The following is a 26,512-nucleotide window of genomic DNA, read 5'->3' on the forward strand; positions in this document are numbered from 1 at the left end:
GCTGACAGAGCAGTTCCAGAGGAGAACAACAGAGGAGGTCGAAAGGATGAAACGGGCGGCACGGGCTGCGCTTGCTTTCGCGGGCGCTTTTTCCGGAGTGTATCTTGCCTGCTGCTATCTGATTCCGGGGCTGAGAATCAAGCTGGCGGCGGACGCCGGAACCTATTTTTCTGAGAGCATCCGGCACATGGCCCCATATAAGAGCGCGGCCGCCGTGGCGGCAGGTCTGCTTGCGGCGGGGGTCGCCGCGGCCCTCGGGGCGAAGAGGGAGAAATAGGAGAAAGAGAAGCGGGGCTCCGGCAACACCGGGGCCCCGCTTCTCTTTTAAGGGGAATATGTGAAGAAAATTTAGAAGGCGGCCTTGAAAATTTCGAGGCAGTCGTCGTAGTGCATGGGTTTGTACATGATGGAGATGGCCTTGTCGTTGAGGCGGTTCATGGTCAGCTGCGCAAGCTCGGGCAGGCGGCTCTCCTCCACGCCCAGGTCGCGCAGGCGGCGCGGCATGCCGAGTTTGTTGAAGAAGTAGTCCTCGGTGATGTCGATGGCCTTGTTGGCGATCTCCATATCGGGCAGATTCCGGTCGATGCCCAGCACGTTCACGCCGAAGTCGACATAGCGGTAGGCGCGCTCCTCGTCGAGCGTCCAGCGCATCCAGGGCGGGGTCAGGCAGGCGAGGCCCTCGCCGTGGGTCAGATTCGGGTAGACGGCGCTCAAGGGGTGCTCCATGATGTGGGTCGCCCACATGACATAGTTGCCCTTGACCACGACGCCGTTGCAGGCCCAGGTGTTGGCGAGCATGACGTTTGCGCGCGCCTCGTAGTTCTCGGGGTCCTTGACGGCGGTCTCGCCGTACTGGAAGAGGGTCTTGAGAATGGCTTCGCTGAAGCGGGCCTGCAGATAGGCGCCTTTCTCGTTGCTGAAGTAGCTCTCAAAGACATGGCTCATGCCGTCGGCCACGCCGGCCGCGATCTGGCGCTTGGGCGCGGTGTAGGTGAACTCGGGGTTTAAGTAGGAGATGCGCGGGCGCACGTCGGGCCCGTGGAAGCCGGCCTTGACGCCGGTCGCCTCATTGTTGAGAACGGTGCTCGTGGTCATCTCGGAGCCGGAGCCCGACATGGTCAGGATGGTCAGAATCGGCAGGATCTTGCCGAAGTACTCCTGGCCGACGAGTTCGGCGATGTCGCCGTCGTAGTGCACACCGGCGGCCACGGCTTTCGCGGTGTCGATGGCGCTGCCGCCGCCGACGGCGAGCACGACGTCGAGGTTGTTGTCGCGGCAGAGTTTGATGCCCTCGCGCACAAGGCCCATCTTCGGGTTCGGCTCGACGCCGGACAGCTCCATAAAGGAGATGTCGTTGTCCTGAAAGATTTTGACGACCTTGTCATAGAGGCCGAAGCGCTTGATGCTGCCGCCGCCGTAGACCATCAGCACGCGGTTGCCATACTTCTTGACACCGCCCGCGAGCTTGTCGAGGGCAGTCTTGCCGAAGAAAATCTGTGTGGGGGCGCAGAACATAAAGTCTTGCATGGAAATTTCCTCGCTTTCGTTAGTGAATTATTTCGCAGCCGCGCAGTAGGAGCGGATCGTCTCGATCAGCTCGCGCGGTTGGTCGACCAGTTTGACAATGGAGCTGCCGACAAAGCAGCCGTCGGTGCCCGCCTCCCGCGCGGCCGCGGCGTCCGCCGGGGCGTGAATGCCCATGCCGCAGTAGATCGGGCGGGTGACGCCCGCCTCGCGCAGATGGCGCACACAGCCCGCGAGAGTCTCGCAGCCGGGCCGGGGCGTCTCGCCGGGAGTCAAAGCGGCGCGCAGATAGACAAAGCCGCCGTCGCCAAGGCAGTTTTGCACCGCCTCCTCCGGCATGGACCAGCCGGTGCCGGAGGACTTGAAGAGCCCGCCGCGGCGCAGCTCGTCGAGAAGCGCGGGGTCTTTGAGATCACCCGAGACCAGCTTGTCGATGCGAAGCTCCCGGCAGAAAGCGGTGAGCCGCTGCGCGCCGATGGCGCGGATGGTCTCGTCGTAGAGCAGCAGAAGAAGCTCGGTCTCGGGGTGCGCCTTTGCAAAGGCGCGGATGTCCTCGAGGTAGACGAGGGGATCCGGGCACTGCTCGTAGGCTCTGCGCATGACGCCGCGAAGATACTCGTTGTCGAGATAGGCGTCGCGCGGGGGGATGCCGATTTCGATGGCGTCGCAGCCGGCCTCAAGGTAGCAGGCGGCAATTTCCGCGCTGCGCTCCATCGAGGGGTAGCCCCAGGGGAGAAAACAGATGGTTTTCATGTGCGCCACCGTCAGGGTTCGCTGACCGACTCAAAGTCGTCGAGCATGGCCCAGAGCTTTGGCTCATCGTCCCACTGCTTCATGAGAATGGTGCCGATGTAGGCGCCGTCGGCGCCGGCCTGCTTGGCCTCCTCGAGCATGGCGCGGCTCGTGATGCCCGCCACGGCGAAGAGAGGCGCCGTGACGCCCTGTGCGCGCACATAGGCCACGCGGTCGCGAACCGACTCGCAGCCCGGGCGCGGGGTGATGCCCTCTTTGGCGTTTCGCAGCAGAACGATCTGCTTGTCGTTTCGCTTGGCGAGAGCAATCTGGGGGTCGTTTAAGTCATAGTTGATGAAAGTGGAGGTGACGACCCCGCGCTCGTTCATGTAGTCGAGCGTCTTCGAGTCCTTTGCGCCGAGAACCGAGTAGAGCCCGGTCTCGTTGCAGAAGTCGATGAAGCGGTCAAGGCCGATGGTCTCGATGACGTCCGGGTAGACCACGAGGTGAATTTCGAGCGTGGGGTGCTTTTTGCGGATGGCGCGGATGGAGTCCATGAAAAAGTCGTAGCTCGGGTATTTCGCGAGAGCCGCCGCCATGCGCTCCTGGATGAAAGGCGATTCGCCGTAGGGGTCCTTTGAGGGCATGTCGAGCTGAACGGCACTGACGCCGTGGGCGACATAGCGGTCGATCATCTGCTCGGTCTTCTCGAGCGTCGGATACCCCATGACGATGTAGTAGACGGGATGAAAGCTCATAACAAATCTCCTTTACCGGTAATTTTTCACGAGGTCGGCCATCTGCTGCGCGAGGTCCGCCTCGATGGGTGCGAGCAGGTTGCCGCCCTTTTTGAGCGACGAGCCGACGATGAGCCCGTCGGCCACCGCGAGCTGCTCATGGGCGTTTTTGGCCGACACGCCGCTGCCCGCGAGAACGGGAAGCTTGACGGCGCGGCGCACGCCGTCGAGCGCGGCGGTCGAGGTCTGCTTGCCGGTGGCGGCGCCGGTCACGACGATCGCGTCGGCCCCGCGGGTCGCGGCCCAGGCGGCCGACTCCTCGAGGGTGATCTCGGGGTTGAGCAGATAGGAGTGCTTGCTCTGCACGTCGGCGAGGATCTTGATGTGCTCCACGCCGAGCGACTTGCGAAGCAGCACCGCCTCGCGCGAGCAGGGCGAGATCACGCCCGATGCCGTGATGACCGTGTCGACAAAGACGGGCAGCCGGATGAACTGCGCGTCGGCCGCAATGGCGATGGACAAAGCCGCCGCATAGTCGTTGAAGACCGCCTCGACGCCGAGGGGCATGTCGACCGCGTCGCGGACCCGGGCGGCCACAGCGGACAGCCCCGCAATCTGGGGCACGTCGAGCTTTGCCGCGGTGGGCGCGTCGCAGGTGTTCTCGAGAATGACGGCGTCAAAGCCCGCCGCCTGCATGGTCCTGGCGTCGGCAATGGCCCGGTCGCTGATCTCGCGGAAGTTCCCGCCGTAGTGAAACGAACCGGGAAGAGGCTGACAGTGGATCATGCCGATGACGATTTTCTCGCCGTTTTTCATACGTTCAATGATGTTCATAGGCTATTCCTTTCCCGCATCCGGGCGGTTGTTGTTGCGCTCGATCAGCTCGTCGAGCGTCGGAAGATTGGTGGTGCTGCCCTCCTTTTCAATGACAAAGGAGGACAGGGTGCTGCCGTACTGCGCACAGACCGGCAGAGGCGCGCACTGCCTGAGGCCGAAGAGAAATCCCGCCACATAGGCGTCGCCCGCACCCACGGCGTCGACATTGCCGACGGGGGTCTCGGTGACGGGTATGGTGAGGCTCTCGCAGCTGCCGTCCGGCAGCTTGCGGTGGACGAGACTGCCGCGCTTGCCGAGGGTCTGAACGAAGATCTCGGTTTTGCCCAGAGCGAAGAGATCGGTGATGTGTTTCAGAGAGAATTCCGATGTGATGTAGTCGGTCTCGGACTCGTTTGCAAAGACGATGGTGGACGCGAGCAGAATCTCGCGCAGCCTCTGCGGCGGAAAGGCGTAAGGGTCTCGGCGCATGGAGAACGCAAGGGGCTTTCCCGAGGCCCTGATCGCCTCGACGAGAGCGGCGGCATTCTCCGGCCGGGGCGCGCTCAGCACAATGAGATCGCTGTCCGAAAAGAGCTCGGGCGTGTAGTTCTGGCGGATGACGACGCCTCCATCCTTGACGCCGTAGCCCGGGCCGAGGGTCATGTGGTCGCGGTTCTCATCCTGGATCATGAGCGCTACGCCCGCGTACCCCTCCGGGGGGCGCGCAATGCCGGCGTCGGGGATGCCGCGCGCGGTGAGCCAGGCGTCGAGCTCAGGGCCGAATGTGCAGTCCGAGTAGGTCAGAACCGGCAGAACCCGGCAGCCGAGCTTGTCGAGCGCGCAGCTGATGTTCCAGCCGGGGCCGCCGCGGTCGGGGACGTCGTAGCCGGGATTGAGAATCGCCGTCGTGACGCCGATGCGGGGCATCTCGCGGACCCTGAGCACCTTGACCGACGTCGCGACGCCGCAGACGGTGAAATCGTAGCCAGCCATGGCGCACCTCCCTAGAGCTCGCCGGCGTCGAGCCGGCGGAAGACCTCGTCGGAGTCAATGGCCTTGGCCATGTACTTGGTCATCTCATCGAGGTGGAACTGCGAGAGCTCGGCGGTGTTGGTGGCGAGCATGTCGCTGACCATGAAAGTGCGAAAGCCGTAGCTGTAGGCGTCGGTGGCGGTGGCGCGGCAGCAGACGTTGGTCTTGACGCCGCTGACAAGCACATTCTCGATGCCGCGCTCGTGGAGCATGTCGAGCAGATCGGTTTTGATGAACGCGCTCGGCGCGTACTTGCGCAGCTTGATGTCCCGCGCGGGATCGTAGGGGATGCGCTCGTCGAGCAGCTCCCCGCCGGTGCCCTCCACGAGCGTGCGGTTTTTGCCGACGCGGGTGAGCTCGGGGTTGATGGGGTGGTCTTTCGGCACGATGGAGTAGACGATCACGATGAGCACCCCAAGCTCACGCAGACGGTTGATGTTCTCACACAGCCGCGGCATCATCTCGCCGGTTGTCTCGTAGTAGGCGGGCGCGCCGGGCAGAGTGAAGTCGTGCTGCATGTCAATGACGAGCAGTGCGGTTTTTCCGGCCATGGCGTCCCCCTAGAACGTGCCGGCGTCGAGCCGGCGGAAGACCTCGTCGGAGTCGAGAGCCTTGGCGAAGTACTTGGTCATCTCGTCGAGGTGGAACTGCGAGAGCTCGGGGGTGTTGGTGGCGATCATGTCGCTGACCATGAAGGCGTAGAAGCCGTGGCTCGCAGCGTCGGTGGCGGTGGCGCGGCAGCAGACGTTGGTCTTGACGCCGCACACGAGCACATTCTGCACCCCGTGCTCGCGCAGCACCTCGTCGAGGTTGGTCTTGAAGAACGCGGACGCCGCGTACTTGCGCCAGATGATGTCGTGCACCGGGTCGATGGGGATGCGCTCGTCCATGAGCTCGCCGCCCGTCTCGGGGGAGAGCGTGGCCTTGGCCATGCGGGTCAGCTCCGGATTCACGGGCTTGTCGTGGTCGTGAATGGTGTAGATCGGCACGATCAGAACGCCCTTTTCGCGCATTTTGTTGATTTTCTCGGGGTAGGTTTTGAGCATCTGCTCGGTCATCTCGTAGTAGGCCTTGCCGCCGGGCTTGGTGAAGTCGTGCTGCATGTCGACAACGAGCAGTGCGGTCTTGTGCTGGGGAATTTTCATGGCGGTTTCTCCTTTCGGTTGGCTCAGATTTGCTCCTGGAAAATTCGCATGGTGTTGGCGCGAATGCGCGGCAGCTCCGTGATGAAGAGCACCACGAGAATGGTCGCGTAGGGAAGAATGCCGATCAGCGAGGCGACGACGGGGCCGACATAGTTGTTGAGAATGATCTGCAGCGCCCGTGCAAAGCCGAACAGCAGCGCGAAGAGAGACGCCTTGACGGGGTCTTTCTTGCCGCAGTTGATCGCCGACAGGCAGATGAAGCCGCGCGAGGCGGACATGTCGAGCGTGAAGATGCCGACGCTCTCGACCGATAGGTTGAGTCCGGCGAGCGCGCAGGTCACCCCGCAGATGACAAGCGTCCAGATGCGGATGCTCTTGACCTTGATGCCGACGGCCTTTGCGGCCTCCTCGTTCTCGCCCGCCACGCGCACGTGGACGCCGAATTTGGTGCGGTAGAGCACCACGGTGAGCACGGTCACAATGACAAAGGAGAGATAGGTCAGCGGGGTCTGGTTGTTGAAGATGTCCCCGAGGATGGGGATGTCGCGCAGAATGGGAATGTCGAGCTTCATCTTGGCCGGGTCAATGAGGCTGGTCGCGTTGAGCGAGCCGCGCGACTGAAAGAAAGCCTGCAGCAGAAAGGGCGGCACACAGCTTGCGACCGTGTTCAGGGAGAGGCCGACGATGGTCGGGTTGCCTCCGAGATGCACGACGAAGAGCCCGAAGATGAGATTGAAGACCAGGCACACCACAATGCCCATTGCAAAGCCGAGGGCGATGCTCTCGCCGAGCACGGTGAAGAGAATGCCGCCGAACGCGCCGAAAGTGATGGCGCCCTCGAGCGAGATGTTGAACACGCCCGCGCGCTGGACAAAGACGCCGCCGATGACGCACAGCAGATAGGGGGTCGACATCTTGAGGGTCATGTTGAGCAGACTGAGAATAATGTCCATGTTCTCTCCCCCTTTCTAGAGCGCGCTCTTCTCGCGGGTCTGCTTTCTGCCGAGGCGGCCCCGCAGCTTTTCAAACAGCTGGGTGTTCTCCTTGACATAGCGCGCCGAGAGGAAGAGGATAAGCGAGCTCTGGATGATGTTGATCAAATCGACCGGGATTCCCATGCTGGCCTGCAGCGAGACGCTGCCATACTTGAACGCCCCGAAGAGCACCGACGCCACAAGGATGCCGAGCGGGTGCTGCCGGGCGAGCACGCAGATCATCAGGCCGTCCCACCCGAGACCGGGCGAGCCGGAGAAGCCGGGAATGAAGCTCTTGTTGACGCCGAGAATCTCGGTTGCGCCGGCGATGCCCGCGAAGAGGCCGCCGAGCACGAAGACGATGATGGTCTTCTTGTAGACTTTCATGCCCACCGCGTCCGAGAACTCCGACTGCTTGCCGATGCAGTTGATCTCGTAGCCGAAGCGGGTCTTTCGCAGAACGATCCACACCGCGATGAGAATCACAAGGGCGATGTAGAAAGCGATGGTCACGCGGTATTTTGAGTCGATGCGCGGGATCACCGCGGACTCGTGGACCATCGGGGTCGAGGTGTAGGCCAGATGGCCGCTGCACGGGCCGTTGGTGAGAAAGGTGGCCACGATCATGGCGATGTTGTTGAGCATGATGGTCACGACGATCTCGTTGATGCGCATGTAGGCCTTGAGAAGCGCCGGAATCAGCGAGAAGAGCATGGCGACCACCGCTCCGCCCGCAATGCACACCGCAATGTGCAGCGCGGGGGGCAGCCCTGTGAGCGTGAAGCCGAGGTAGGCGGCGAAGAAGGCGCCGAGCGTGAGCTGGCCCTCAATACCCATGTTGTAGACCCCGGCCGTAAAGGAAAAAGAGGTCGCGATGCCGGTGATGATCATGGGGGTGGCAAAGCCCAGCGAATTCATGATGCCGCCGTAGCTGAGCAGCGACTTTTTGATGATGTAGCCGTATACGGCAAAGGGATTCTGGCCGAGGGCAAGTGTGAAGAGACTGCCGATCAGAAAGGCGAACGCGATCGGAATCAGAAAGTTCAGAACGGATGCCGTCCGCCTGCGCTGTTTTAACATGTGACTCATGGCGCCCTCCTACTGTCCGGCCGCGAGCGGCACGGCCTGCGGCTTCTTCTGCGACTTTGCCCCCGACATGTAGAGGCCGAGCTCCTGAAAGCTCACGTCGTCCGACTTGAACTCGCCGACGATCTCCCCCTTGTACATCACGAGCACGCGGTCGGAGAGACCGACGACCTCGGACAGGTCGGAGGAGATGATCAGCGCGGCTTTGCCCTCGTCGCGCAGCTTCAAAATGCTGTTGTGGACGAACTCCGTCGCGCCGATGTCGATGCCGCGGGTGGGCTGGCTTGCGAGGAGCACTTTCGGCGACCGGGAGAACTCGCGCGCGATGATGATCTTCTGGGCGTTGCCGCCCGAGAGAGACGAGACCGGCGGGTCGTCGGCCGAGAGACGGATGTCATACTCCCCGACGAGACGCTCCTTGTTCTCGCGGATGCTCTTGCTGCGCATGAAGCCCTTTTTGCAGTAGCAGTCGCAGCAGTGGTAGCCCGCGATCAGATTCCGGCTGACCGGCACCTCGCGGCACAGGCCCTGGCGGTAGCGGTCCTCGGGTACCACGGCGACGCCGTCGGCGCGCAGATCGCTCGGCCACTTGCCGGTGACGTCCTTTCCGTCGACGGTGATGGTGCCGCCGGTGGTGTTCATCAGACCTGTCAGGCAGTACATCAGCTCGGTCTGGCCGTTGCCCTCGATGCCTGCGATGCCCACGACCTCGTTAGCGTGAATGTCAAACGAGACGTCGTTTACCACCTTTTTGCCGTTCCCGTCGAGCGCCGAGAGCCCCCGCACCGAGAAGAGCGTCCTGGTCTCGTCAACGGGCTTGCCGCTCTTCTGCACGCGCAGGAGAATCGGCCGGCCGACCATCTTCTCGGCGAGCGATTCACGCGTGGCGCTCTCGTCGTTTGTGACGGTGTCGATCAGGCGGCCCTGGCGCATGACGCTGATGGTGTCGGCGCAGCGCTTGACCTCGTCGAGCTTGTGGGTGATGATGATAATGGTCTGCCCGAGCTTTTTGAAGTCCTCGAGCTGGTTCATGAACTCCTCGACCTCCTGGGGAATGAGCACAGCCGTCGGCTCGTCGAGGATGAGGATTTTGACGTTGCGGTAGAGCATCTTTAAAATTTCGACCCGCTGGCGCGCCCCCACGGCGATGTCCATGACGCGGTCGTTTACATCGAGATTGAAGTTGAGCTTGTCGACAAGCTCCTGAATGCGCCGGCGCTCCTCCTTGATGTCGATGGTGAGGCCGGAAAAGGTCTTCGAGCCGATCCTTCGGGTCTTGTTGATCTCGGCGCCGAGCAGGACGTTTTCAAAGATGGTCAGGCTCGGCGCCAGCTTGAAGTGCTGGTGGACCATGCCGATTCCGTGCGCAATGGCGTCTTTGGGAGAGCGCAGAGTAACCGGCTCGCCCTCGATGAGAATCTCGCCCGAGGTCGGCTCCAGAATGCCGTAGAGCATGTTCATCAGCGTCGTCTTGCCCGCGCCGTTCTCGCCGATGATGGCGCGGATTTCGCCCTGCTTCACCGCAAAGCTGATCTGATCGTTGGCGGTGAAGTCCCCAAATTTTTTGGTGAGATTGCGGGTTTCAATGATATTCATGTGCTCACCTCTCTGTGACAGTGGGTACTCCGGGCCCCGCCGAGGCGGAGCCCGGAGCCTGGTTGCTGCTTACTTTTTCTGGTCGGCCCACCACTGCTCGAAGCGGACCTCGCCATGCGTATAGGTGTCAAAGGGAACGAGCTCGCCGCTGGCAATCTGCTCTTTGAGATCGGCCAGAAGAGTCTTGAGTTCCTGGAACTTCTCGGGGTTGGTGACATGCTTTTCGATGACGGACATGTCGGTCAGCCGGAGAATCTCACTGCCGACGCCCCAGATGAACTCATCCTGCTCGAGCAGAGTGCCCTCCTGCCAGAGTTCGCCGAGGATGACCATGTTGCGCCCGGTGTCGCGCACGACGCTTGTGAGAATGTAGCCGTCTTCCACGGCGTCCTGGTCGTTGTCGACGCCGATGCCGAAAGCGTTGTTCATGCGGCAGGCCTGAAGACCGCCGAGACCCGCGGTACCGCAGCAGGTCCAGATGACGTCGCAGTTCTGGTTTTTGATCATGTTCTCCGCCACGGTCTGGCACAGCGCCGTGTCGGTGTTGCCGACGGTGTAGTCCACCTGGATATTGACGTTGTCGTTGTAGTAGTGCGCGCCGTGCTGGAACGCGTCAAAGTAGCGGTAGAAGCCGACCGACTCGGTCGGGAAGATGCAGCCGATGTTGACGCCCGGGCGGTTGCCGACGCCGTCGACAATCTCGTTGCCGTCGGTCGCGACAAAGGCGGCGGCCACACCCGCGAGGAAGGTGTGCTCAGGCAGCAGGAACTGGCTGTCGACCACGTTTGCGTACTTCTCCTCGGGCCGCCAGGAGGTGGGCATGCCGAGCGGCACAAAGATCTGGTCCGGGTAGTCGTTGACGACCTTGTAGGTCTCGGTCATGACGGTGTAGTCCATGATGATGATCAGCCCGTAGCCCTCCTCGGCCACCTCGCGGATGATCAGCTCGCCCTGCGAGACGTCGGCGGGCTCCACGGTGATGCTCTTGATGCCGTAGAGGCGCTCAAGCTCCTTGAGACCCTCGGCCGCGCCGTCGTTGAAGCCGTGGTCGCCGAGGCCGCCCTCGTTAAGGATGAGCGCGATCATGTTCTCCTTGGCGTCCATGTCCTTGCCGGGATCGGTTCCGGGGTCGGTGCCCGGCGTAGTTCCGGGATCGACTGTGCCGGGGTCTTTCGTGTCGCTGCAGCCGGTGAACAGGCCGACGATCAGAATCAGGGCCGTCAGCAGCGCAAGAATGCGGGTGTGTGCTCTCATGTCAAAGTTTCCTCCTTTTTTGTTGTGGTCCGTTTCCCATGACGATAGAAGTATATCATCATGTTGTTATGACTACATGATATGACGAGAACTCCCAAAATTCAATTGATAAAGATTCTGAAAAAGGGCGGGCGGGTCTGTGCATATCAGACAAGACGTCTTATCGGCGCCACGGCCGCCGAGACAGAAAGAGGCCCGGGCGATTTCGCCCGGGCCTCTTTGTAGAGAGCTTAGAAAATCTCCGGCAGGAGATGGATGACATCGGTTCGGTAGCAGAGCCGGAAGTGCTCGATGGGCTGGACATCCCCATCGCGGCTGCCCTGTGTGACGCCGGCATACTCCAGGAGAGGAAACCCGCTTTTCACGTGCAGAGCCTCGGCCATCGCGGCGTCGCAGACAATTGCTTTCAGATAGGCCTGCGCCTTTGACGCCTCGAGATGATAGTCCTCGCGGATGATGTCCATCATGGAGTAGCCGATAAGGTCGTACTTTTCAAAGCCGGGCAGTGCGGCGAGGCTGATGAGACTCTGCGCAAAGATGGCCGGCATCTCATCGGCGTAGTAGAGGCGCTCGAAGCGCAGCACGGGAGCGCCCGGCGCGAGCGCAAGCCCCGGCGCGGCGTCGTCCGGGCAGGGGATAACCTCCTTGCGTAGCAGCTCGCGGCGCGGCGTCATGTTCTGCCGGCGGATGGATTCGCTGCAGCTGACAGCGCCCGTTCTGGTCGCGTTTTCCTGCTTCGGCAGGCTGGACTGATCCGCGACAAAGGTGCCCTTGCCCTGTATCTTGTAAATGAAGCCCTCGGCGGCCAGCAGATCCATGGCCTTGCGCACGGTGATGCGGCTGGCGCTGAAGCGGTCCATCAGCTCCTTTTCCGAGGGGATGAGATCACCCGGGCTCAGCTCGTGGCTGTTGATCTGGTTCAAGATTGCCATCTTGACGATGTAGTACTTGGGAACAAGCTGATTTTCCGGTGCGATTCGCTGCATGTTCATCGCTTCCATCGGCTTTGCGCCTCCTCACGGCGGCCGGGGCCGCCCAAAACTAAGTTAATATAATATCATATTAAGATAAAACAGGAGAAAAAACAAGGGTTTTCCCCCAATTTTCCGCGTAAAATTGGAAATACAAGACAGAAAATCCGATGATTGACAACAAGAGGTCATTATGTTATAACGAATTTAACAGAGACAGAGGAGGAATGACGATGCAGTACCGTCCGCTTGGAAACACGGGTATGATGGTCTCGGAGATCGGCCTCGGCTGCGAGCACCTGGAGGGAAAACCGTACGAGGTGGTCGCCGAGACCGTACACGCGGCATTGGAGGCGGGAGTCAATCTGCTCGACGTCTTCATGAGCGAGCCGCAGGTGAGAAGCAACATCGGCCGGGCGCTCGAGAGCCGGCGGGACCGGGCGCTGATTCAGGGCCACATTCGCGCCGTGTGGCAGAATGGCCAGTACGGCCGCACGATGGACGTGGAGAAGTGCAGAGTCTTTTTTGAGGATCTGCTCACGAGGCTTCGCACCGACTATCTTGACATCGGCTTTCTGCATCTGGTCGACACGCCGGAGGACTTTGAGAGAATCTTCGACGGCCCCATATTGGAGTATGCGCTCGAGCTGAAGAGCCGCGGGGTCATCCGCGCGCTCGGCATGAGCTCCCACAACCCGGTCACGGCGCTGCGCGCGGTTGAGAGCGGGTTGATCGACGTGCTCTTCTTCCCGATAAACGCCGCGTACGATCTGCTCGCCGAAGAGGCAAAGGTGCCTCTGCCGCTGCCCGAGGGCTACTTTGACCGGCTCGACGTCGACGGGATAAACCCCGTGCGCGGGCGGCTGTACCGCACCTGTGAAAGACAGGGCGTCGGCATCACGGTGATGAAGAGTCTTGCGGCGGGCGCGCTGCTCAATGAGAAGACCTGCCCGTTCGGCCGGGCGCTGAGCGTGCCGCAGTGCATCCACTACGCGCTGACGCGGCCGGGGGTGTCGAGCGTGCTCGTCGGCATGAAGAGCGCGGCCGAGGTCGAACAGGCCGTCCGCTACGAGACCATGGACCCGCGCGAGCGCGACTACAGCGAAATTCTCTCGTCGGTGCCGCGCTTCAATTTAAAGGGGCAGTGCATGTACTGCAACCACTGCCTGCCCTGCCCGAAGCACATCGACATCGCGCAGGTCGGCAAGTACCTCGATCTCGCGCTGGTGGAGCAGCAGGTCTCCCCCACGGTGCGCGCGCACTACGAGGGTCTTGCGCACACGGCGGGCGAGTGCATCGCCTGCGGCAGCTGCGAGAAAAACTGCCCGTTTGAGGTGCCGGTGATGGAGCGCATGCGCCGCGCCGCGCAGCTCTTCGGCAGATGACAAAACAGAGAAAAGAGAGCTCACGCACTGCGTGAGCTCTCTTTTTTTCGCCTGAGCAGGATGACCGTCAGCACAAGGCCGACGCCCACGGCGGCGCCGGCTGTGTCGATGAGCACGTCGCGCAGCTCGCATGAGCGCCCCGGCACGAAGTACTGGTGCAGCTCATCCGACACGGCGTAGAGCGCGCACACGCCAAGCGACAGGCCGGCGCAGGACTGCCACCGCCGCGACCAGCTCGCCGCGGCGGGTGCGACAAACACGCCGAGCAGCAGGTAGCCTGCAAAGTGGGCGCACTTTCGCACCACGGCGCCGATCGCCGCCGCGATGGAGACGATCTGTGCCTCGGGCAGAGAGCCGAACCAGGGCAGCGCCCGGAGCACCGCGACAATGGCGCCCCGGCTCGTGCCGCTCGAGGCCGTGCCGTTCTGCGCCGAAAAGGCGAAGAGCACAGCCATCCAGCACAGGGTGAGAACGAGCGCCGCCGCCCGGACTTTCTTTGATGTTACAAGCATGGTTTTCTCCGATTTTCGCTGTTTTTTTTGTTTTACACGGTTTTTACAATTCCATCATACCGTCTTTTCATGGAAAAGCAATACTGTATCTGCAATCGAAAGAAACCATCAAATAGAAAACGGAGCGTGAAAAGATTGAAAAGAATGTTGAGTATTCTGCTGGCAGCTGTGCTTGTGCTGGCTGTCTTCGCGGGCTGCGCGCCCAAGAGTGAAGACCCCGGGACAACCGATCCCGGAACAACCGACCCCGGTACGACAGACCCGGGCACCACGGATCCCGGCACCTCGGACGAGAGCGCAAAGCTCGCCGTCGTCGGCTCCACTTCCGTCGGCCCGCTCATGGAGAAGTTCGTCGCGGGCTACAGCAAGGTAAAGCCGAACGTGGAAATTGAAGTCACTCAGGTCGGCTCGGGCGCGGGCATCACCGCCGCCGTGGACGGCACCGCCGACATCGGCATGAGCTCGCGCGACCTCAAAGACGAAGAGGTGCAGAAGGGCCTCGTCCCCACCTCCATCGCCATTGACGCGATTGCGGTCGTGGTTCACCCCGACAACAAGGTGGAGAACCTGACGGTCGATCAGATTCAGAAGATCTTCTCCGGCGAGATCACCAACTGGAAAGATGTCGGCGGCGAGGACAAGGCCATCACCGTGGTCTCCCGCGAGGAGGGCTCCGGCACCCGCTCGGCCTTTGAGGAGCTCGTAGGGCTCCAGAGAGAAGTCGAGAAAGACGGTCAGAAGCTCACCGAGTCGCTGCTCAGCGACAAGGCGGTCACCTCCGAGGGAACGGGCGCGGTCAAGGCGACGGTCGCGGGCAACCCCCAGGCCATCGGCTACATCTCGCTGGGAATGATGGAGTCCTCTGTCAAGGCTGTCTCGGTTGACGGCGTGGCCTGCAGCGTCGAAGACGTCGTGGCCGGCACCTACAAGATCTCAAGACCGTTCCTGCTCGTCACGAAAGGCGAGGCCACAGGCGCCGCAAAGGAGTTCATCGAATACATCCTCTCCGATGAGGCCCAGGCTCTGGTCGAAGAGAACGGCTACATCAAAATTCAGTAAATCCGCCTCCACCACCCCCGTTTTACGGGGATGTGAGTTACTCTTCATTTTCTCCATAGACACTCTTTGGCCGGCGACAGATCCTGTTGCCGGCTAAAGCGCAGTCATGGGGCTGGAAACAGCCGAAAGGAAACGCCAATGAAAGCGAGAAATCTTCTCGAACAGATCATGAAAGGCATCTTTGTTCTGTGCAGCGCGGTGTCTGTCGTCTGCATCGCCTTCATCTGTTTTTACCTCTTTGCGCGGGGCGTCCCCGCCATTGCCGAGATCGGCTTTACCAATTTCATCTTCGGCACGAAGTGGAGCCCGTCGAGCCTGGACTTCGGCATTGCGCCCATGATTGTGGCGAGCTTCTACGCCACGCTCGGCGCGGTGCTCATCGGGGTTCCCATCGGCCTGTTCACCGCGGTCTTTCTCGCGCGCTACTGCCCGAAGCGCCTCTACCGGGTGCTCAAGCCCGTCGTGGAGCTGCTCGCCGGCATTCCGTCGGTGGTCTACGGCTTCTTCGGGCTGGTGGTCATCGTGCCCATCATCCGCGAGCGCCTCGGGGGCAACGGCCAGAGTCTGCTCGCAGCCATCATCATTCTCTCGATTATGATACTGCCGAGCATCATCAACATCTCCGAGACCTCCATCCGCGCGGTGGGCGGCCAGTACTATGAGGGCGGTCTTGCGCTCGGCGCCACCCACACCGAGTCGGTGTTCGGGGTGGTGCTGCCGGCGGCGAAGTCGGGCATCATCACCTCGATCATCCTCGGCATCGGGCGGGCCATCGGCGAGACCATGGCGGTCATACTGGTCGCGGGCAACTCCACGGCCATGCCGAGCTCCATCCTCGACGGCGTGCGCACCATGACCGCCGGCATCGCGCTGCCCATGGGCTACGCGACCGAGACCGAGCAAAATGCGCTCTTCGGCATCGGCGTGGTGCTCTTCGTGTGCATCATTCTACTCAACATCGCGCTGAATGTCGTCCGCGGGAGAGGGGGTACACAGGAGTGAGAAGAGCAAAGGGGATCGCCCTGAGAGTGGGCGTCTTTCTGTCGGCGGGCATCACGGTCGGCACGCTGGCTGTCATTTTGGGCTTTGTGTTTTTCAACGGAATCCCCCACGTCAACCTCGACTTTCTGCTGGGCGACGCGGCAAGCGGCAAGCTCGGCATCTACCCCGCCATCATCACAACCGTCTACATCGTGGGTCTCGCGCTTCTCATCGCGGCGCCCATCGGCATCTGCACGGCCATCTATCTCAACGAGTATGCAAAGCGGGGCAGCAAATTCGTCAAGGTGGTGCGCCTTGCGGCCGAGAGCCTGTCGGGCATTCCGTCGATTGTCTTCGGCCTGTTCGGCATGATTTTCTTTGTGACCCGCCTCGGCTGGCGGTGGAGCATTCTCGCCGGCGTGATGACGGTGTCGATCATGATTCTGCCGACCATGATCCGCTCGACCGAGGAGTCGCTCAAGAGCGTGCCGGACGCCTACCGCGAGGGCAGCTTCGGCCTCGGCGCGGGAAAGCTGCGCACGTTCTTCGTCGTCGTGCTGCCGTCGGCTCTGCCGGGCATCATCGGCGCGATCATCCTCTCGATGGGGCGCATCGTCGGCGAGACGGCGGCGCTGATGCTCACCGCGGGCACCATGCTCAAAATTCCCAAAGACCTCTTCTCGCAGGGGCGCACCCTGTCGGTGAACATGTACATTCTCGCCAAGGAGGGCATTGACATGGGCGAGGCCTACGCCACAGCCGTCGTGCTGCTCGCAACGGTTCTGGCGCTCAACGCCGTCGCCAATCTCCTCGGCAAAAAACGCAGGAAAGGTTGATTGTATGCAGCCGCAAATTCAGATTCAGATTCAGAATCTCGATCTCTACTATGACAGTTTTCAGGCGCTCAAAAACATCAATCTCGACATCGCCGAAAAGGAGATCACCGCTTTCATCGGGCCGTCGGGCTGCGGCAAGTCGACGCTGCTCAAGTCCATCAACCGCATGAACGATCTTGTCGAGGGCTGTCGCATCACGGGGGAGATCAAAATAGACGGCAAGAACATCTACGACCGCGACGTCGACGTGCCGAGTCTGCGCAAGCGCGTGGGCATGGTCTTTCAAAAGCCGAACCCGTTTCCCATGTCGGTCTATGACAACATTGCCTACGGCCCGCGCACGCACGGCATTCGCAAAAAGGCAAAACTCAACGAGATCGTCGAGCAGAGCCTGCGCGGCGCGGCCATGTGGGATGAGATCAAGGACCGTCTCGGCAAGTCGGCGCTCGGCCTGTCGGGCGGCCAGCAGCAGCGCCTGTGCATCGCGCGCGCGCTCGCAGTGAACCCGGACATTCTGCTGATGGATGAGCCCACCTCGGCGCTCGACCCGATTTCCACCATCAAAATTGAGGACCTGATGGCGGAGCTCAAGCAGAAGTACACCATTGTCATCGTCACGCACAACATGCAGCAGGCGACGCGCATCTCAGACAAAACAGCTTTCTTTTTGCTCGGCGAGGTGGTAGAGTATAATCAGACGGATTTGCTCTTCTCCATGCCGAAAGACAAGCGAACCGAAGATTACATCACCGGCCGCTTCGGCTGATGGAAAGGGAGATTCTATGAGAAATCGATTTGACGCCGAGCTCGAGCGCCTGGGCGACGCTCTCGTCGACATGGGGAGCATGGCCGAGCAGGCGCTCGGCGACACCATCGCGGCGCTCAAGGACCGCGACTACGACAAGGCGCGCGCTCTGATTGCAAACGCCGACCGCGCCGATCAGGCCGAGCGCAGCATCGAGAGCGCCTGCCTGAAGCTGCTGCTCCAGCAGCAGCCGGTGGCGCGTGATCTGCGCACCATCTCGGCGGCGCTGAAGATGGTCACCGATCTGGAGCGCATCTACGACCAGGCGGGCGATCTCGCCGAAATCTGTCTTCGCTTTGAGGGGCAGGAGTACATCAAAGAGCCCACGCAGATTTCTCAGATGGCCGACACGGCGGGCGAGATGGTCAAGCAGAGCATCGACGCCTATGTGCGCCGCGACACAGAGCTCGCGCTGCGGGTCATCGACCGGGACGACCGGGTCGACGAGCTGTTCACCCGGGTCAAAAACGACCTTGTGGACATTCTCGTGCGCGACCACGACCGCGCGAAAGGCGATCAGGTGGTCGATTTTCTGATGATTGCCAAATACATTGAGCGCATCGCCGACCACGCGGTGAACATCGCCGACTGGGTGATCTTCAGCGTGACCGGCGAACACCGCGGAGGCAAAGTCCTCTGACGGAGAGCAGGCCCGCTTTGGCGGGCGGTACAGGAGTGAGAGCATGAAAACCAGGGTCTACACCCTCGAGGACGATGAGAACATCCGCGAGCTGATCCGCTGGTCGCTGACGACCTCCGGCTTTGAGGTGGAGGGATTCGAGACGGGCGCCGCCTTTTTGAAAGCGGTTGAGCAAAGCCCGTGCGACCTCGCGCTGATCGACGTGATGCTGCCCGACACGAGCGGGCTCGACGTGCTCGCCGCGCTCAGGGAAAACCCGAGGCTGCGCGAGCTGCCGGTGATTCTTGTGACGGCCCGCAGCAGCGAGCTCGACAAGGTGCAGGGGCTCACCGTCGGCGCGGACGACTATATCACAAAGCCCTTTGGCATCATGGAGCTCACCGCCCGCATCAAGGCGCTGCTGCGCCGCACCCGCGGGGAGACCAGGCAGGAGATTCTGCACTACCGCGGCTACACCATTGACACTTCGAGCCGGGAGGTGAGCCTCGGCGAGCGGAAGATCGCGCTGACCTACAAGGAGTTTGAGCTTCTGTGCTACCTGGTGGAAAACCGGGGGCGCGTGCTCACGCGCGAGATGATTCTCGACCGGGTTTGGGGCTACGACTTCCCCGGCGAGACCCGCACGGTCGACATGCACATCAAGACCCTGCGCCAGAAGCTCGGCCCCGACGCGGAGAATGCCATTGTCACGGTGCGCTCGGTCGGATACAAGCTGGAAAGTGAGTAGGTAACTATGAAAAGACGAATCGTGCTGATCATCAGCGTGCTGGTTGTGCTCTCGCTGCTGGTGACGGGCATCATGACCGTGACGGTGGCAAACCGTCAGTACCGCGAGGAATCCAAGGTCTACCTGTCGGACCTCGCGGAGCTTCTCGCGCAGGAGTACCGGGAGAACAGCCCCGACCCCGCAGCCTTTGCGGCGAACAGCGCGCGCGCGCTCAACAAGGTGCAGCGCATCAGCATCATCGCCAGAGACGGCACGGTGCTCGGCGACTCGGTGAGCGTGGGGGAATTTGACGACCATAGTGAGCGCCCCGAGATCGTCGAGGCCTTTCGCAGCGGCTCCGGGCAGGACATCCGCTACAGTGAGACCGTCGGCAAGCAGCTGATGTATGTGGCAAAGCGCCTCGATGAGAACACGGTGCTGCGCGTGTCGCTGGCCCTGGAGAACGACCGGGATTACATCACGGGCATCATCTTTGTCTGCGCGCTGACGGCGCTCGCGTGCGTGGCGCTCGCGGTGATCTTCGCGTCGCGAATGACCGACCGGGCGCTGCGGCCCCTGGACCGCATTCAGAGAGATATGAACCAGATCGCCTCGGGCGACTACCAGGAGATCGCCGAGCAGTCGAGCTACCGGGAATTTGCCCCGCTGCTCGCCGACATGCGCGACGTCAGCCGCAGGCTGCGCTCCTACATCGAGTCGATTGAGGAGCAGTCGCGCAAGATGAGCAGCATCCTTGTGAACATGCACGAGGGACTTTTGCTGCTCGACGAGCAGGGGACGGTGCTGCTGTCAAACCCCGCGGCGAACCGCATCATGACGCTGCCGCCCGACATCGACGGCCGAAAGATCTACCCCTATCTGCGCCGCGACGGGCTGACCGAGCAGATTCAAAAGACCCTCGGGGAGGATGCCTCCAGCATTTTCGACGTGCCGATCGGCAGCGACTACTACCGCTTTTACACGAACCCCGTCAAGAGCGCTGCGGCGGCGCCGGCGGGGGGGATGATCGTCATCATCACAAACATCACCAAACAGAAGAAAGTCGATCAGATGCGCGTCGACTTTGTGGCAAACGTCTCGCACGAGCTCAAGACGCCGCTGACCACCATCAAGGGCTACGCCGAAATGCTCGGCATGGGCTACGCCGAGGACGATGAGCAGCGCGCCAAGTGCTACGACGCCATTCTGCGCGAGACCGACCGGCTGATTCACCTGACAAACGATCTGCTGCGCCTGTCGGAGCTCGACGAGGCGGGCGAAGCGCCCGAGCAGACCCCCGAGCGCATCAGTCTGCCGCAGATGGCGGGCGAGATCTGTGAGGAGCTCGCGCCGCTCGCCCAGAAGAAAAACGTCTCGCTCGCCTGGCGGGGCGAGGGGGAGATCATCGCCCCGCGCGGGCGGGTCTTTGAGATGCTCTACAACCTGGTCGACAACGCCGTCAATTACAACCGCGACGGCGGACGGGTGACCGTTTTGATCGACACGGATACCGAGAGCGCGACCATCCGCGTGGAGGACACGGGAATCGGCATACCGAAAGAGGAGTGCGACCGGGTGTTTGAGCGCTTTTACCGGGTGGACAAGAGCCGCTCGAGAAAATCGGGCGGGACGGGGCTTGGGCTCTCCATCGTGCGCCACATCGTCATGGAACTCGGCGGTGAGATCGAGCTGCAAAGCGAGCTCGACCGCGGTACCGTTGTAACGGTGAAGCTCAAAGCGGCCGCGCCGAGGGCATAGAAGAATATCTTTGTGAATAAACCGTAAATGCGCGGCATTTACGGTTTATTCTTTTTGCCAATTGAAGTATAATGAAAAACAGAGAAAACTTACACGAACGCGGGGGGCCTATGAAAGCCAAACTCAGAGAAAACAGAAAATACATCATCCTCTCGGCTGTCGCGGTGGCGGCGATCGTCCTCTTTGCCGTGCTGTCGAAAGTGTTCGCGCTCTACCCCGACTTCACGCTGGCGTATGTGATGCCGGTGACAAAGGGCATTCTCACCGCAATCAAGTGGGTGATGAACTTTGTGCCGTTCTCGGTGACGGAGGTGGTCATCGCGCTCATGCTCGCCTATCTTGCGGTGATGCTGATTGTGGGCGTGATTGGGCTCATCAGAAAGCTCGTGCGGCGCCTGCGCGGCCGGTACCGCGTCACGGTCAGGGCGATGCGCCGCGAGGGGGCAGAGCCCGCCTATGCCGCAGAGGAGCCCGAGCAGAAGAAGACACCGCTTATGAAAGAGATCGCAACCGTTCTGATCACGATTGCGGCGGTTCTGTTTTTCTTTGGCATCTCGTTCGGGTTTGTCTACAACATTCCGATTGTGGCCGACGGAATCGGCCTTGAGAGCGAGCCGTATGACAAGCAGCTTCTCTATGAGACCACGCTCTACATGGCCGAGCACGCAAACGCCTGCAGGCGCCGCCTCGTCGAAGAGGGCTTTACCGGGACGGCGGAACTGGTCAGGCAGAGCGACCAATTTGACTTCAATGAGACGGCGGCAATTCTCAAAGAGAGCTACCGCTCGCTCGGTGAGCAGTACTCGATCTACCGGGGGCTGCCGGCGAAGCCGAAGCGCCTGCTGACGAGCGAGGCGATCTCCTACACGGGCATTGCGGGCATGTTTCTGCCCTTTACGGGCGAGGCGAACATCAATGTCGACAGCCCGGTTTTCGCCCTGCCGCAGACCATGGCCCATGAGATGGCGCACAGCCTTGTCATCGGCCGGGAAAACGAGGCCGACTTCTCGGGCTTTCTCGCCTGTGTCAACAGCACCGACACCCTCACGCAGTACTCGGGCTATGCCATGGCGCTGCTCTCCTGCACCAACGACCTCTATGCCGCCGATCCCGAGCTCTACTACGATGTGCGCGAGCAGATCGACCCCGGCGTGCTGCAGGATTTTGCAGAATATTCAAAACATGTGAATAAATATAAAGGAATTGTCAACAATGTCTCCGCCTCCATCAACGATCTCTCCATCAAGATCCGCGGGGATGAATTGGGCATTCAGGCCTACAGCAAGGTGGTTGACCTCCTGGTTGGATGGGTTGCACAACAGCAGCCGCAATAATGCAAGAAAATACAGAGATTGTTCATAAACATTCAAAATAGGGCTTGCTTTTTCGGCCCAATGCGCTATAATAGGTGTTGCACATGAGAGCGAGAATTTATTCAGTGGGATGAATAAACGCTCCGGTGCAGCACCTTTGTTTTTACAAAATTGAAATAAAAGGGAGATCGACGAAATGAAAAAGACAAGTAAAGTACTGGCGCTCGCCATGGCGGCGCTGCTTCTGTTCGGGGCGCTCGCGGGCTGCTCTGCAAAGGGAATCACCATTGACGACATCAAAGAGGATGGCAAGCTGATCATGGCGACCAATGCCGAGTTCCCGCCCTACGAGTACCATGAGGGCAGTGAGATCACCGGTTTCGACGTTGAGATGGCGCAGGCCATTGCCGATGAGATCGGCGTGCCGCTGCAGATTGAGGACATGGCGTTTGACTCGGTGGTTGCCTCGGTTCAGTCGGGCAAGGCCCACATTGCGGCCGCCGGCCTGACGGTGGACGAGAAGAGAAAGAAGTCCATCGACTTCTCCGATCCCTACACCACAGCGACCCAGGTCATCATTGTCAAAGAGGGTTCTGAGATCACCGACGTCGCCGGCCTCGTCGGAAAGAAGATCGGCACCCAGATCGGCACGACCGGCGCCACCTATGCCGAGGACATTGAGGACGCCACGGTCGAGAGATACAACAAGGGCGCCGACGCTGTGCTCGATCTGATCAACGGCAAGGTGGACGCCGTGGTCATCGACGATCAGCCGGCAAAGAAGTTTGTTGAGAAAAATGAGGGCATTGTCGTTCTGGATGAGGCGCTCACCGTTGAGGATTACGCCATCGGCATCCCGAAGAACAGCCCGGAGCTTGTGGAGCTGGTCAACAAGGTCATCTCCGACATGAAAGCCGACGGCCGCTACGATGCGCTCATCGCCAAATACATCGACAACAACTGACACAAGCAACCGAAAATTTTGACAGCCGTGTTTGACACACGGCTGTTTTCCTCTGAGAGGAAAGAGAGGGGGAGCGAATGACAACTGTCCTGACTCAGCTCGCTGCGGCGAGCTGGTTTGAAAATGTGAAACAGGCGGTGAGCGACTGGTTTGCTAATCTTGCCGACCGCTTCTATACAAATTTCATACTCGACGATATGTACCTGTATCTGGTCGACGGCCTCAAGGTGACGCTTCTGATCACATTCCTGGCTGCGATTCTGGGTATTATCATCGGCTTTCTAGTGGCGATGGTCAAGGTCACCTATCAGAACACCGGAAAACTGCGCGTGCTCAACGGGTTTTCGTCGCTCTACCTCACGGTCATCCGCGGCACACCGATGGTCGTGCAGCTGATGATCTTCTGGTTTGTCATCTTCAAGGATTTCACACCGGCCATAGGCAATCCAAAAGTCTATGTCGCCGTGCTTGCATTCGGCATCAATTCGGGCGCCTATGTCGCCGAGATTGCCCGCTCGGGCATTCTCTCGATCGACAAGGGTCAGATGGAGGCGGGCCGCTCACTCGGCCTGACCTACATACAGACCATGGGCAAGATCATCATGCCGCAGGCCATCAAGAATGTGCTGCCGGCGCTCGGCAACGAGTTTATCGTGCTGCTCAAGGAGACCTCGGTCTGCGGCTTCATCGCGCTGACCGATCTGACCAAGGGAGGCGACATCATCCGCAGCGACACCTACGACGCGTTCATGCCGCTGATTGCGGTGGCGCTGATCTATCTGACACTGGTGCTGGTGTTCACCAAGATTCTGGGACACTTTGAGAGGAGGTTGCGTCAGAGTGATAACCGTTAAGGACCTTTGCAAGAGCTTTGGCGACAACCTGGTGCTCGACCACATCAACGAGCACATCGCGCCCGGCGAAAAAGTCGTGGTCGTGGGCCCCTCGGGTTCGGGCAAGAGCACCTTTCTGCGCTGCCTGAATCTGCTCGAGCAGCCGACCGGCGGCGACATCATCTTCGAGGGCACGAGTCTGTTTGACAAGAAGACCGACATCAACAAGCTGCGCCAGCGCATGGGCATGGTGTTTCAGCAGTTCAATCTCTTCCCCCATCTGACGGTCATGAAAAACATGACGCTCGCGCCGGTGCTGCTCAAGTTGCTCCGGGAGGACGAGGCGGTCGAGAAGGCGAAGAAGCTTCTCGAGCGGGTGGGGCTTCTCGAAAAGGCCGACGCCTATCCGAAACAGCTCTCCGGCGGCCAGCAGCAGCGCATCGCCATCGTGCGCGCGCTCATGCTCAGCCCCGATGTGATGCTCTTTGACGAGCCGACGTCGGCGCTCGACCCGGAGATGGTCGGCGAGGTGCTCGAGGTCATGCGCGAGCTCGCAAACGAGGGCATGACCATGGTGGTCGTCACCCACGAAATGGGCTTTGCCCGCGAGGTCGCGACCCGCGTGCTCTTCATGGACGGCGGCAACATCCTCGAGAACAAGCCGCCCGAGGAGTTCTTCGCAAACCCCGAAAACCCGAGACTGCGCGAATTTTTGAGCAAGGTTCTCTAAAGCGAAAGAGAGCAGCCGCCATTTGGCGGCTGCTCTTTCATTCTCATTGTTCCCGGATGTGGACGACGAGTTCGGGCGGGGGAGCGTCGGCCTCTTTGGCGTCCACGGTGCCGGGTTCGCGCTGCTCGGCGGCCCGCTCGAGGAGCGCGGCAAGCTCGCCGCTCTCAATCTGGGCCGGGGTCGCGCCGCTGACCGTGATGGAGCGCCCCTCTCCCTCGAGCGTGAGTGTGTAGAGGGAAAAGCGGCAGTTGTTTTTGAGCATGGTCTGGTGCAGCTCGGTGAGAATTTCGGCGCAGCGCGCGAGAGTGGCCTCGTCGATTGCACCGCCGATCATGAGCTCGTAGTCGAGCGGCAGATCCTTTGAAAACGGCATATCGAGCACCACTTCGGGCGGCGTGCTCTCGGACTTCTCGAGAAAGACCGTGATCCGTTCGGCAGTGAGACCGCCGACGCCCTCCACCAGGGGGGTGACGTGGGTGGTATACTCCTCGCCGAGGCGGTCGAGGGTGTTGCGACGCTCGCCGACGCGCAGCTCATAGTCGTCATAGCGCACCTCGCCCCTGCGGCAGTAGAGGGTAAACCGGGTGTCAGGGCTCGTTTTGGACCGGACGCGCACGATGTATTCGCCGAACTTGAAGTCGTACACGGCCCGCTCAAACTCGGCGTCGAGGCCGGGGTAGGTCTCGGCGACATGGGCTCTGGCCGCGCGGCCGGCGAGCATGGCCGAGATGGGATTGCCGAGCGCGGAATTCGCTGTGGCGAGCACGAAAAAGATGAGAGCAAAGCCGAGCAGACCAGCGAAAATGCGCAGGATGGTTTTTCGTTTCATTTTGTTCTCTCCTTTTGAAAGGCGAAGCGCAAAAGCGCGGCGATGAGCGTACCGAGCGCGGTGAAGAGCAGATAGAGCACGGCATAGACCGCGGCGGCCGACAGGGAGTCGGCAAGCGGCATGCCGTCGCGCAGCATGGAGACGGTCGTCCAGAGCAGAGTCAGCAGCGCGAGCGCCGCAGGGCAGAGCCAGAACCGCCGGCCGAGCACCAAAAGGGCCAGCGCGCCGAGCGCCGGCAGCAGAAGAAAGTTGTAGAAGACGCCCATGGAGTTGAAGAGCATGACCCCGAGCAGACTGCCGATGATGAGCAGCGCCCCGCCCGAGAGCAGAAGACTGCGCCGCACCGCGCGCAGCACACGCTCATCGTGCGCCGGCGCCGCGGCGGCCGGCGGCGACCCGAGGACGGCGCGGCAGCTCTCACAGCTCTCGCAGTGGCGCCGCACGGCGAGCTCGCTGCCGGGGCTCGCGGCGGCGTCGCGCACGAGGGGAATGAGGTCGAGGCAGACCTCGCAGGAGATGTCGGTCTGTGACTGATTCAAAGCAATCCCTCCCTGGTGAGTGCATCGCGCAGCGCCGTTCTCGCCCGAAAGACGATGACGCGCGCGGAGTTTTCAGACAGTTTCAGTTTTTCGCCGATCTCGGCGTAGGAGTACCCCTGCGCGCGGAGCAGCACCGCGTTTCGCGTGCGCTCATCGCGCCCGGCGAGCAGCTCGAGCAGCCGGGCGGCGGCCTGCCGGGTCACGGCCTGCTCCTCGAGGGCAACGCCCCAGTCGAGCGCCTGCGCCTCGTCGAGTCCGCTGTGGACGCGCTTTCGCAGATGGGTCAAATAGCGGTTGCGGGCGATGCCGAAAAGCCAGGTTTTGACCGCCGAGTCGCCGCGAAAGCTGCCAAGACCCCGTATGGCGTACAGAAAGGTCTCGCTGAGCAGATCCTCCGCAAGCGTGGGGTCGCGCGCAAGGGTGAGCAGATAGCGGTAGAGTTCCCTGCTGTAGAGTCGGTAGAGCTCTTCCATCGGCTGCATGGCGCGTTCCCCCCTTTCTGTCTATGAGTCGCATGAGGTCGCCGGTTTGTTACAGATTTTGTTTCAATTTACAATACCACAAAACGCGCGCCTGTGCGAGCGCTTTGTGAAGCCCCCTGTGCGTGCGGCTGAAAAAGCGCCTCGGGATATACCAACAGATGCCGAAATCTGATATAATAGCCTCTGCGAGGCCCCTGCGGGGAGCAGCACCCTTACGGACAAAATGCCCCGGCGCAAGCCGGCGGGGAGGTAAAATGCCCCGGCGCGAGCCGG

At 61.2% G+C, this 26,512-nt stretch carries 29 protein-coding genes; 13 read left to right on the forward strand and 16 right to left on the reverse strand.

The genetic code is table 11. From position 1 onward, the window contains the following. The first annotated feature begins 46 nt into the window (after positions 1-46). On the forward strand, positions 47-277 hold the full coding sequence (locus H8695_RS08465; RefSeq protein WP_249300553.1) for a hypothetical protein: 231 nt from the start codon (positions 47-49) through the stop codon (positions 275-277). A gap of 71 nt (positions 278-348) precedes the next feature. On the opposite strand, the gene H8695_RS08470 is transcribed toward H8695_RS08465, so the two are convergent. From H8695_RS08470 to H8695_RS08525, 12 genes are all read right to left on the reverse strand, one after another. Next, entirely contained in the window at positions 349-1,527 is a 1,179-nt protein-coding gene (locus tag H8695_RS08470) for an iron-containing alcohol dehydrogenase (RefSeq protein WP_249300554.1), read from the reverse strand. A gap of 27 nt (positions 1,528-1,554) precedes the next feature. Further along, positions 1,555-2,277: a tryptophan synthase subunit alpha gene (locus tag H8695_RS08475; protein WP_249300555.1), complete on the reverse strand. Its 723-nt coding sequence runs from the start codon at positions 2,275-2,277 to the stop codon at positions 1,555-1,557. Positions 2,278-2,288: 11 nt separating this feature from the next. After that, the gene (locus tag H8695_RS08480; protein WP_249300556.1) at positions 2,289-3,014 is read right to left on the reverse strand and encodes a tryptophan synthase subunit alpha; all 726 of its coding nucleotides are present in this window, start codon (positions 3,012-3,014) and stop codon (positions 2,289-2,291) included. Between the two features lie 12 nt (positions 3,015-3,026). Beyond that, positions 3,027-3,827 (reverse strand): BtpA/SgcQ family protein, encoded by an 801-nt coding sequence (locus H8695_RS08485; protein WP_249300557.1) that lies wholly within the window; start codon positions 3,825-3,827, stop codon positions 3,027-3,029. Between the two features lie 3 nt (positions 3,828-3,830). Then, complete coding sequence (locus H8695_RS08490) at positions 3,831-4,802, reverse strand: carbohydrate kinase family protein (RefSeq protein ID WP_249300558.1); 972 nt, start codon at positions 4,800-4,802, stop codon at positions 3,831-3,833. Positions 4,803-4,813: 11 nt separating this feature from the next. Then, positions 4,814-5,392: a cysteine hydrolase family protein gene (locus H8695_RS08495; RefSeq protein ID WP_249300559.1), complete on the reverse strand. Its 579-nt coding sequence runs from the start codon at positions 5,390-5,392 to the stop codon at positions 4,814-4,816. Positions 5,393-5,401: 9 nt separating this feature from the next. After that, positions 5,402-5,986 (reverse strand): cysteine hydrolase family protein, encoded by a 585-nt coding sequence (locus H8695_RS08500; RefSeq protein ID WP_249300561.1) that lies wholly within the window; start codon positions 5,984-5,986, stop codon positions 5,402-5,404. A 23-nt stretch (positions 5,987-6,009) separates the two neighbouring features. After that, a complete protein-coding gene (locus tag H8695_RS08505; RefSeq protein ID WP_249300563.1) occupies positions 6,010-6,939 on the reverse strand; it encodes an ABC transporter permease in 930 nt (309 codons plus the stop codon). Positions 6,940-6,954: 15 nt separating this feature from the next. Continuing rightward, complete coding sequence (locus H8695_RS08510) at positions 6,955-8,049, reverse strand: ABC transporter permease (RefSeq protein WP_249300565.1); 1,095 nt, start codon at positions 8,047-8,049, stop codon at positions 6,955-6,957. Between the two features lie 9 nt (positions 8,050-8,058). Continuing rightward, the gene (locus H8695_RS08515; RefSeq protein WP_249300567.1) at positions 8,059-9,642 is read right to left on the reverse strand and encodes an ABC transporter ATP-binding protein; all 1,584 of its coding nucleotides are present in this window, start codon (positions 9,640-9,642) and stop codon (positions 8,059-8,061) included. A 69-nt stretch (positions 9,643-9,711) separates the two neighbouring features. Then, positions 9,712-10,896: a BMP family lipoprotein gene (locus H8695_RS08520; RefSeq protein WP_249300569.1), complete on the reverse strand. Its 1,185-nt coding sequence runs from the start codon at positions 10,894-10,896 to the stop codon at positions 9,712-9,714. A gap of 230 nt (positions 10,897-11,126) precedes the next feature. Beyond that, complete coding sequence (locus H8695_RS08525; protein ID WP_249300572.1) at positions 11,127-11,897, reverse strand: GntR family transcriptional regulator; 771 nt, start codon at positions 11,895-11,897, stop codon at positions 11,127-11,129. 203 nt (positions 11,898-12,100) lie between these two features. Between H8695_RS08525 and H8695_RS08530 the strand changes: the two genes are divergently transcribed. Continuing rightward, complete coding sequence (locus H8695_RS08530) at positions 12,101-13,252, forward strand: aldo/keto reductase (protein WP_249300576.1); 1,152 nt, start codon at positions 12,101-12,103, stop codon at positions 13,250-13,252. A gap of 20 nt (positions 13,253-13,272) precedes the next feature. Here H8695_RS08530 and H8695_RS08535 read toward each other — a convergent pair whose 3' ends face one another. After that, entirely contained in the window at positions 13,273-13,764 is a 492-nt protein-coding gene (locus tag H8695_RS08535) for a VanZ family protein (protein WP_249300579.1), read from the reverse strand. 144 nt (positions 13,765-13,908) lie between these two features. On the opposite strand from H8695_RS08535, the gene H8695_RS08540 reads away from it, so the two are divergent. From H8695_RS08540 to H8695_RS08590, 11 genes are all read left to right on the forward strand, one after another. Next, complete coding sequence (locus H8695_RS08540) at positions 13,909-14,823, forward strand: phosphate ABC transporter substrate-binding protein (RefSeq protein ID WP_249300804.1); 915 nt, start codon at positions 13,909-13,911, stop codon at positions 14,821-14,823. 138 nt (positions 14,824-14,961) lie between these two features. Next, entirely contained in the window at positions 14,962-15,825 is an 864-nt protein-coding gene (pstC, locus tag H8695_RS08545) for a phosphate ABC transporter permease subunit PstC (protein WP_249300580.1), read from the forward strand. Continuing rightward, complete coding sequence (pstA, locus tag H8695_RS08550; protein ID WP_249300582.1) at positions 15,822-16,640, forward strand: phosphate ABC transporter permease PstA; 819 nt, start codon at positions 15,822-15,824, stop codon at positions 16,638-16,640. Before pstC ends, pstA begins: the two co-directional genes overlap by 4 nt. 4 nt (positions 16,641-16,644) lie before the next feature. Then, the gene (gene pstB / locus H8695_RS08555) at positions 16,645-17,406 is read left to right on the forward strand and encodes a phosphate ABC transporter ATP-binding protein PstB (protein ID WP_249300584.1); all 762 of its coding nucleotides are present in this window, start codon (positions 16,645-16,647) and stop codon (positions 17,404-17,406) included. Positions 17,407-17,422: 16 nt separating this feature from the next. Then, positions 17,423-18,085: a phosphate signaling complex protein PhoU gene (gene phoU / locus H8695_RS08560; RefSeq protein ID WP_249300587.1), complete on the forward strand. Its 663-nt coding sequence runs from the start codon at positions 17,423-17,425 to the stop codon at positions 18,083-18,085. A gap of 43 nt (positions 18,086-18,128) precedes the next feature. Further along, a complete protein-coding gene (locus H8695_RS08565) occupies positions 18,129-18,812 on the forward strand; it encodes a response regulator transcription factor (RefSeq protein WP_249300590.1) in 684 nt (227 codons plus the stop codon). Between the two features lie 6 nt (positions 18,813-18,818). Continuing rightward, positions 18,819-20,549: an ATP-binding protein gene (locus H8695_RS08570; RefSeq protein ID WP_249300592.1), complete on the forward strand. Its 1,731-nt coding sequence runs from the start codon at positions 18,819-18,821 to the stop codon at positions 20,547-20,549. Between the two features lie 110 nt (positions 20,550-20,659). Continuing rightward, positions 20,660-21,883: a DUF3810 domain-containing protein gene (locus H8695_RS08575; protein WP_249300594.1), complete on the forward strand. Its 1,224-nt coding sequence runs from the start codon at positions 20,660-20,662 to the stop codon at positions 21,881-21,883. A 175-nt stretch (positions 21,884-22,058) separates the two neighbouring features. Next, entirely contained in the window at positions 22,059-22,826 is a 768-nt protein-coding gene (locus H8695_RS08580; RefSeq protein WP_249300595.1) for a transporter substrate-binding domain-containing protein, read from the forward strand. 197 nt (positions 22,827-23,023) lie between these two features. Continuing rightward, positions 23,024-23,680, forward strand: coding sequence for an amino acid ABC transporter permease (locus tag H8695_RS08585; RefSeq protein ID WP_249300806.1), 657 nt, complete (start codon positions 23,024-23,026; stop codon positions 23,678-23,680). Next, the gene (locus tag H8695_RS08590) at positions 23,667-24,389 is read left to right on the forward strand and encodes an ATP-binding cassette domain-containing protein (protein WP_249300597.1); all 723 of its coding nucleotides are present in this window, start codon (positions 23,667-23,669) and stop codon (positions 24,387-24,389) included. Before H8695_RS08585 ends, H8695_RS08590 begins: the two co-directional genes overlap by 14 nt. Positions 24,390-24,432: 43 nt before the next feature. Here the strand turns inward: H8695_RS08590 and H8695_RS08595 are convergent, their stop codons facing one another. The 3 genes from H8695_RS08595 to H8695_RS08605 are packed head-to-tail and all read right to left on the reverse strand — an operon-like array spanning position 24,433 to position 26,239. Then, a complete protein-coding gene (locus H8695_RS08595; protein ID WP_249300599.1) occupies positions 24,433-25,218 on the reverse strand; it encodes a YfjL-like protein in 786 nt (261 codons plus the stop codon). Beyond that, entirely contained in the window at positions 25,215-25,757 is a 543-nt protein-coding gene (locus H8695_RS08600; protein WP_249300602.1) for a zf-HC2 domain-containing protein, read from the reverse strand. Before H8695_RS08600 ends, H8695_RS08595 begins: the two co-directional genes overlap by 4 nt. Further along, positions 25,754-26,239, reverse strand: a complete 486-nt coding sequence (locus tag H8695_RS08605; protein ID WP_249300604.1) for an RNA polymerase sigma factor — start codon at positions 26,237-26,239, stop codon at positions 25,754-25,756. Before H8695_RS08605 ends, H8695_RS08600 begins: the two co-directional genes overlap by 4 nt. Positions 26,240-26,512: the final 273 nt, after the last annotated feature.

It is taken from the genome of Feifania hominis (genome assembly GCF_014384765.1).
In the GTDB taxonomy this organism is placed as follows: Bacteria; Bacillota; Clostridia; order Oscillospirales; family Feifaniaceae; genus Feifania; species Feifania hominis.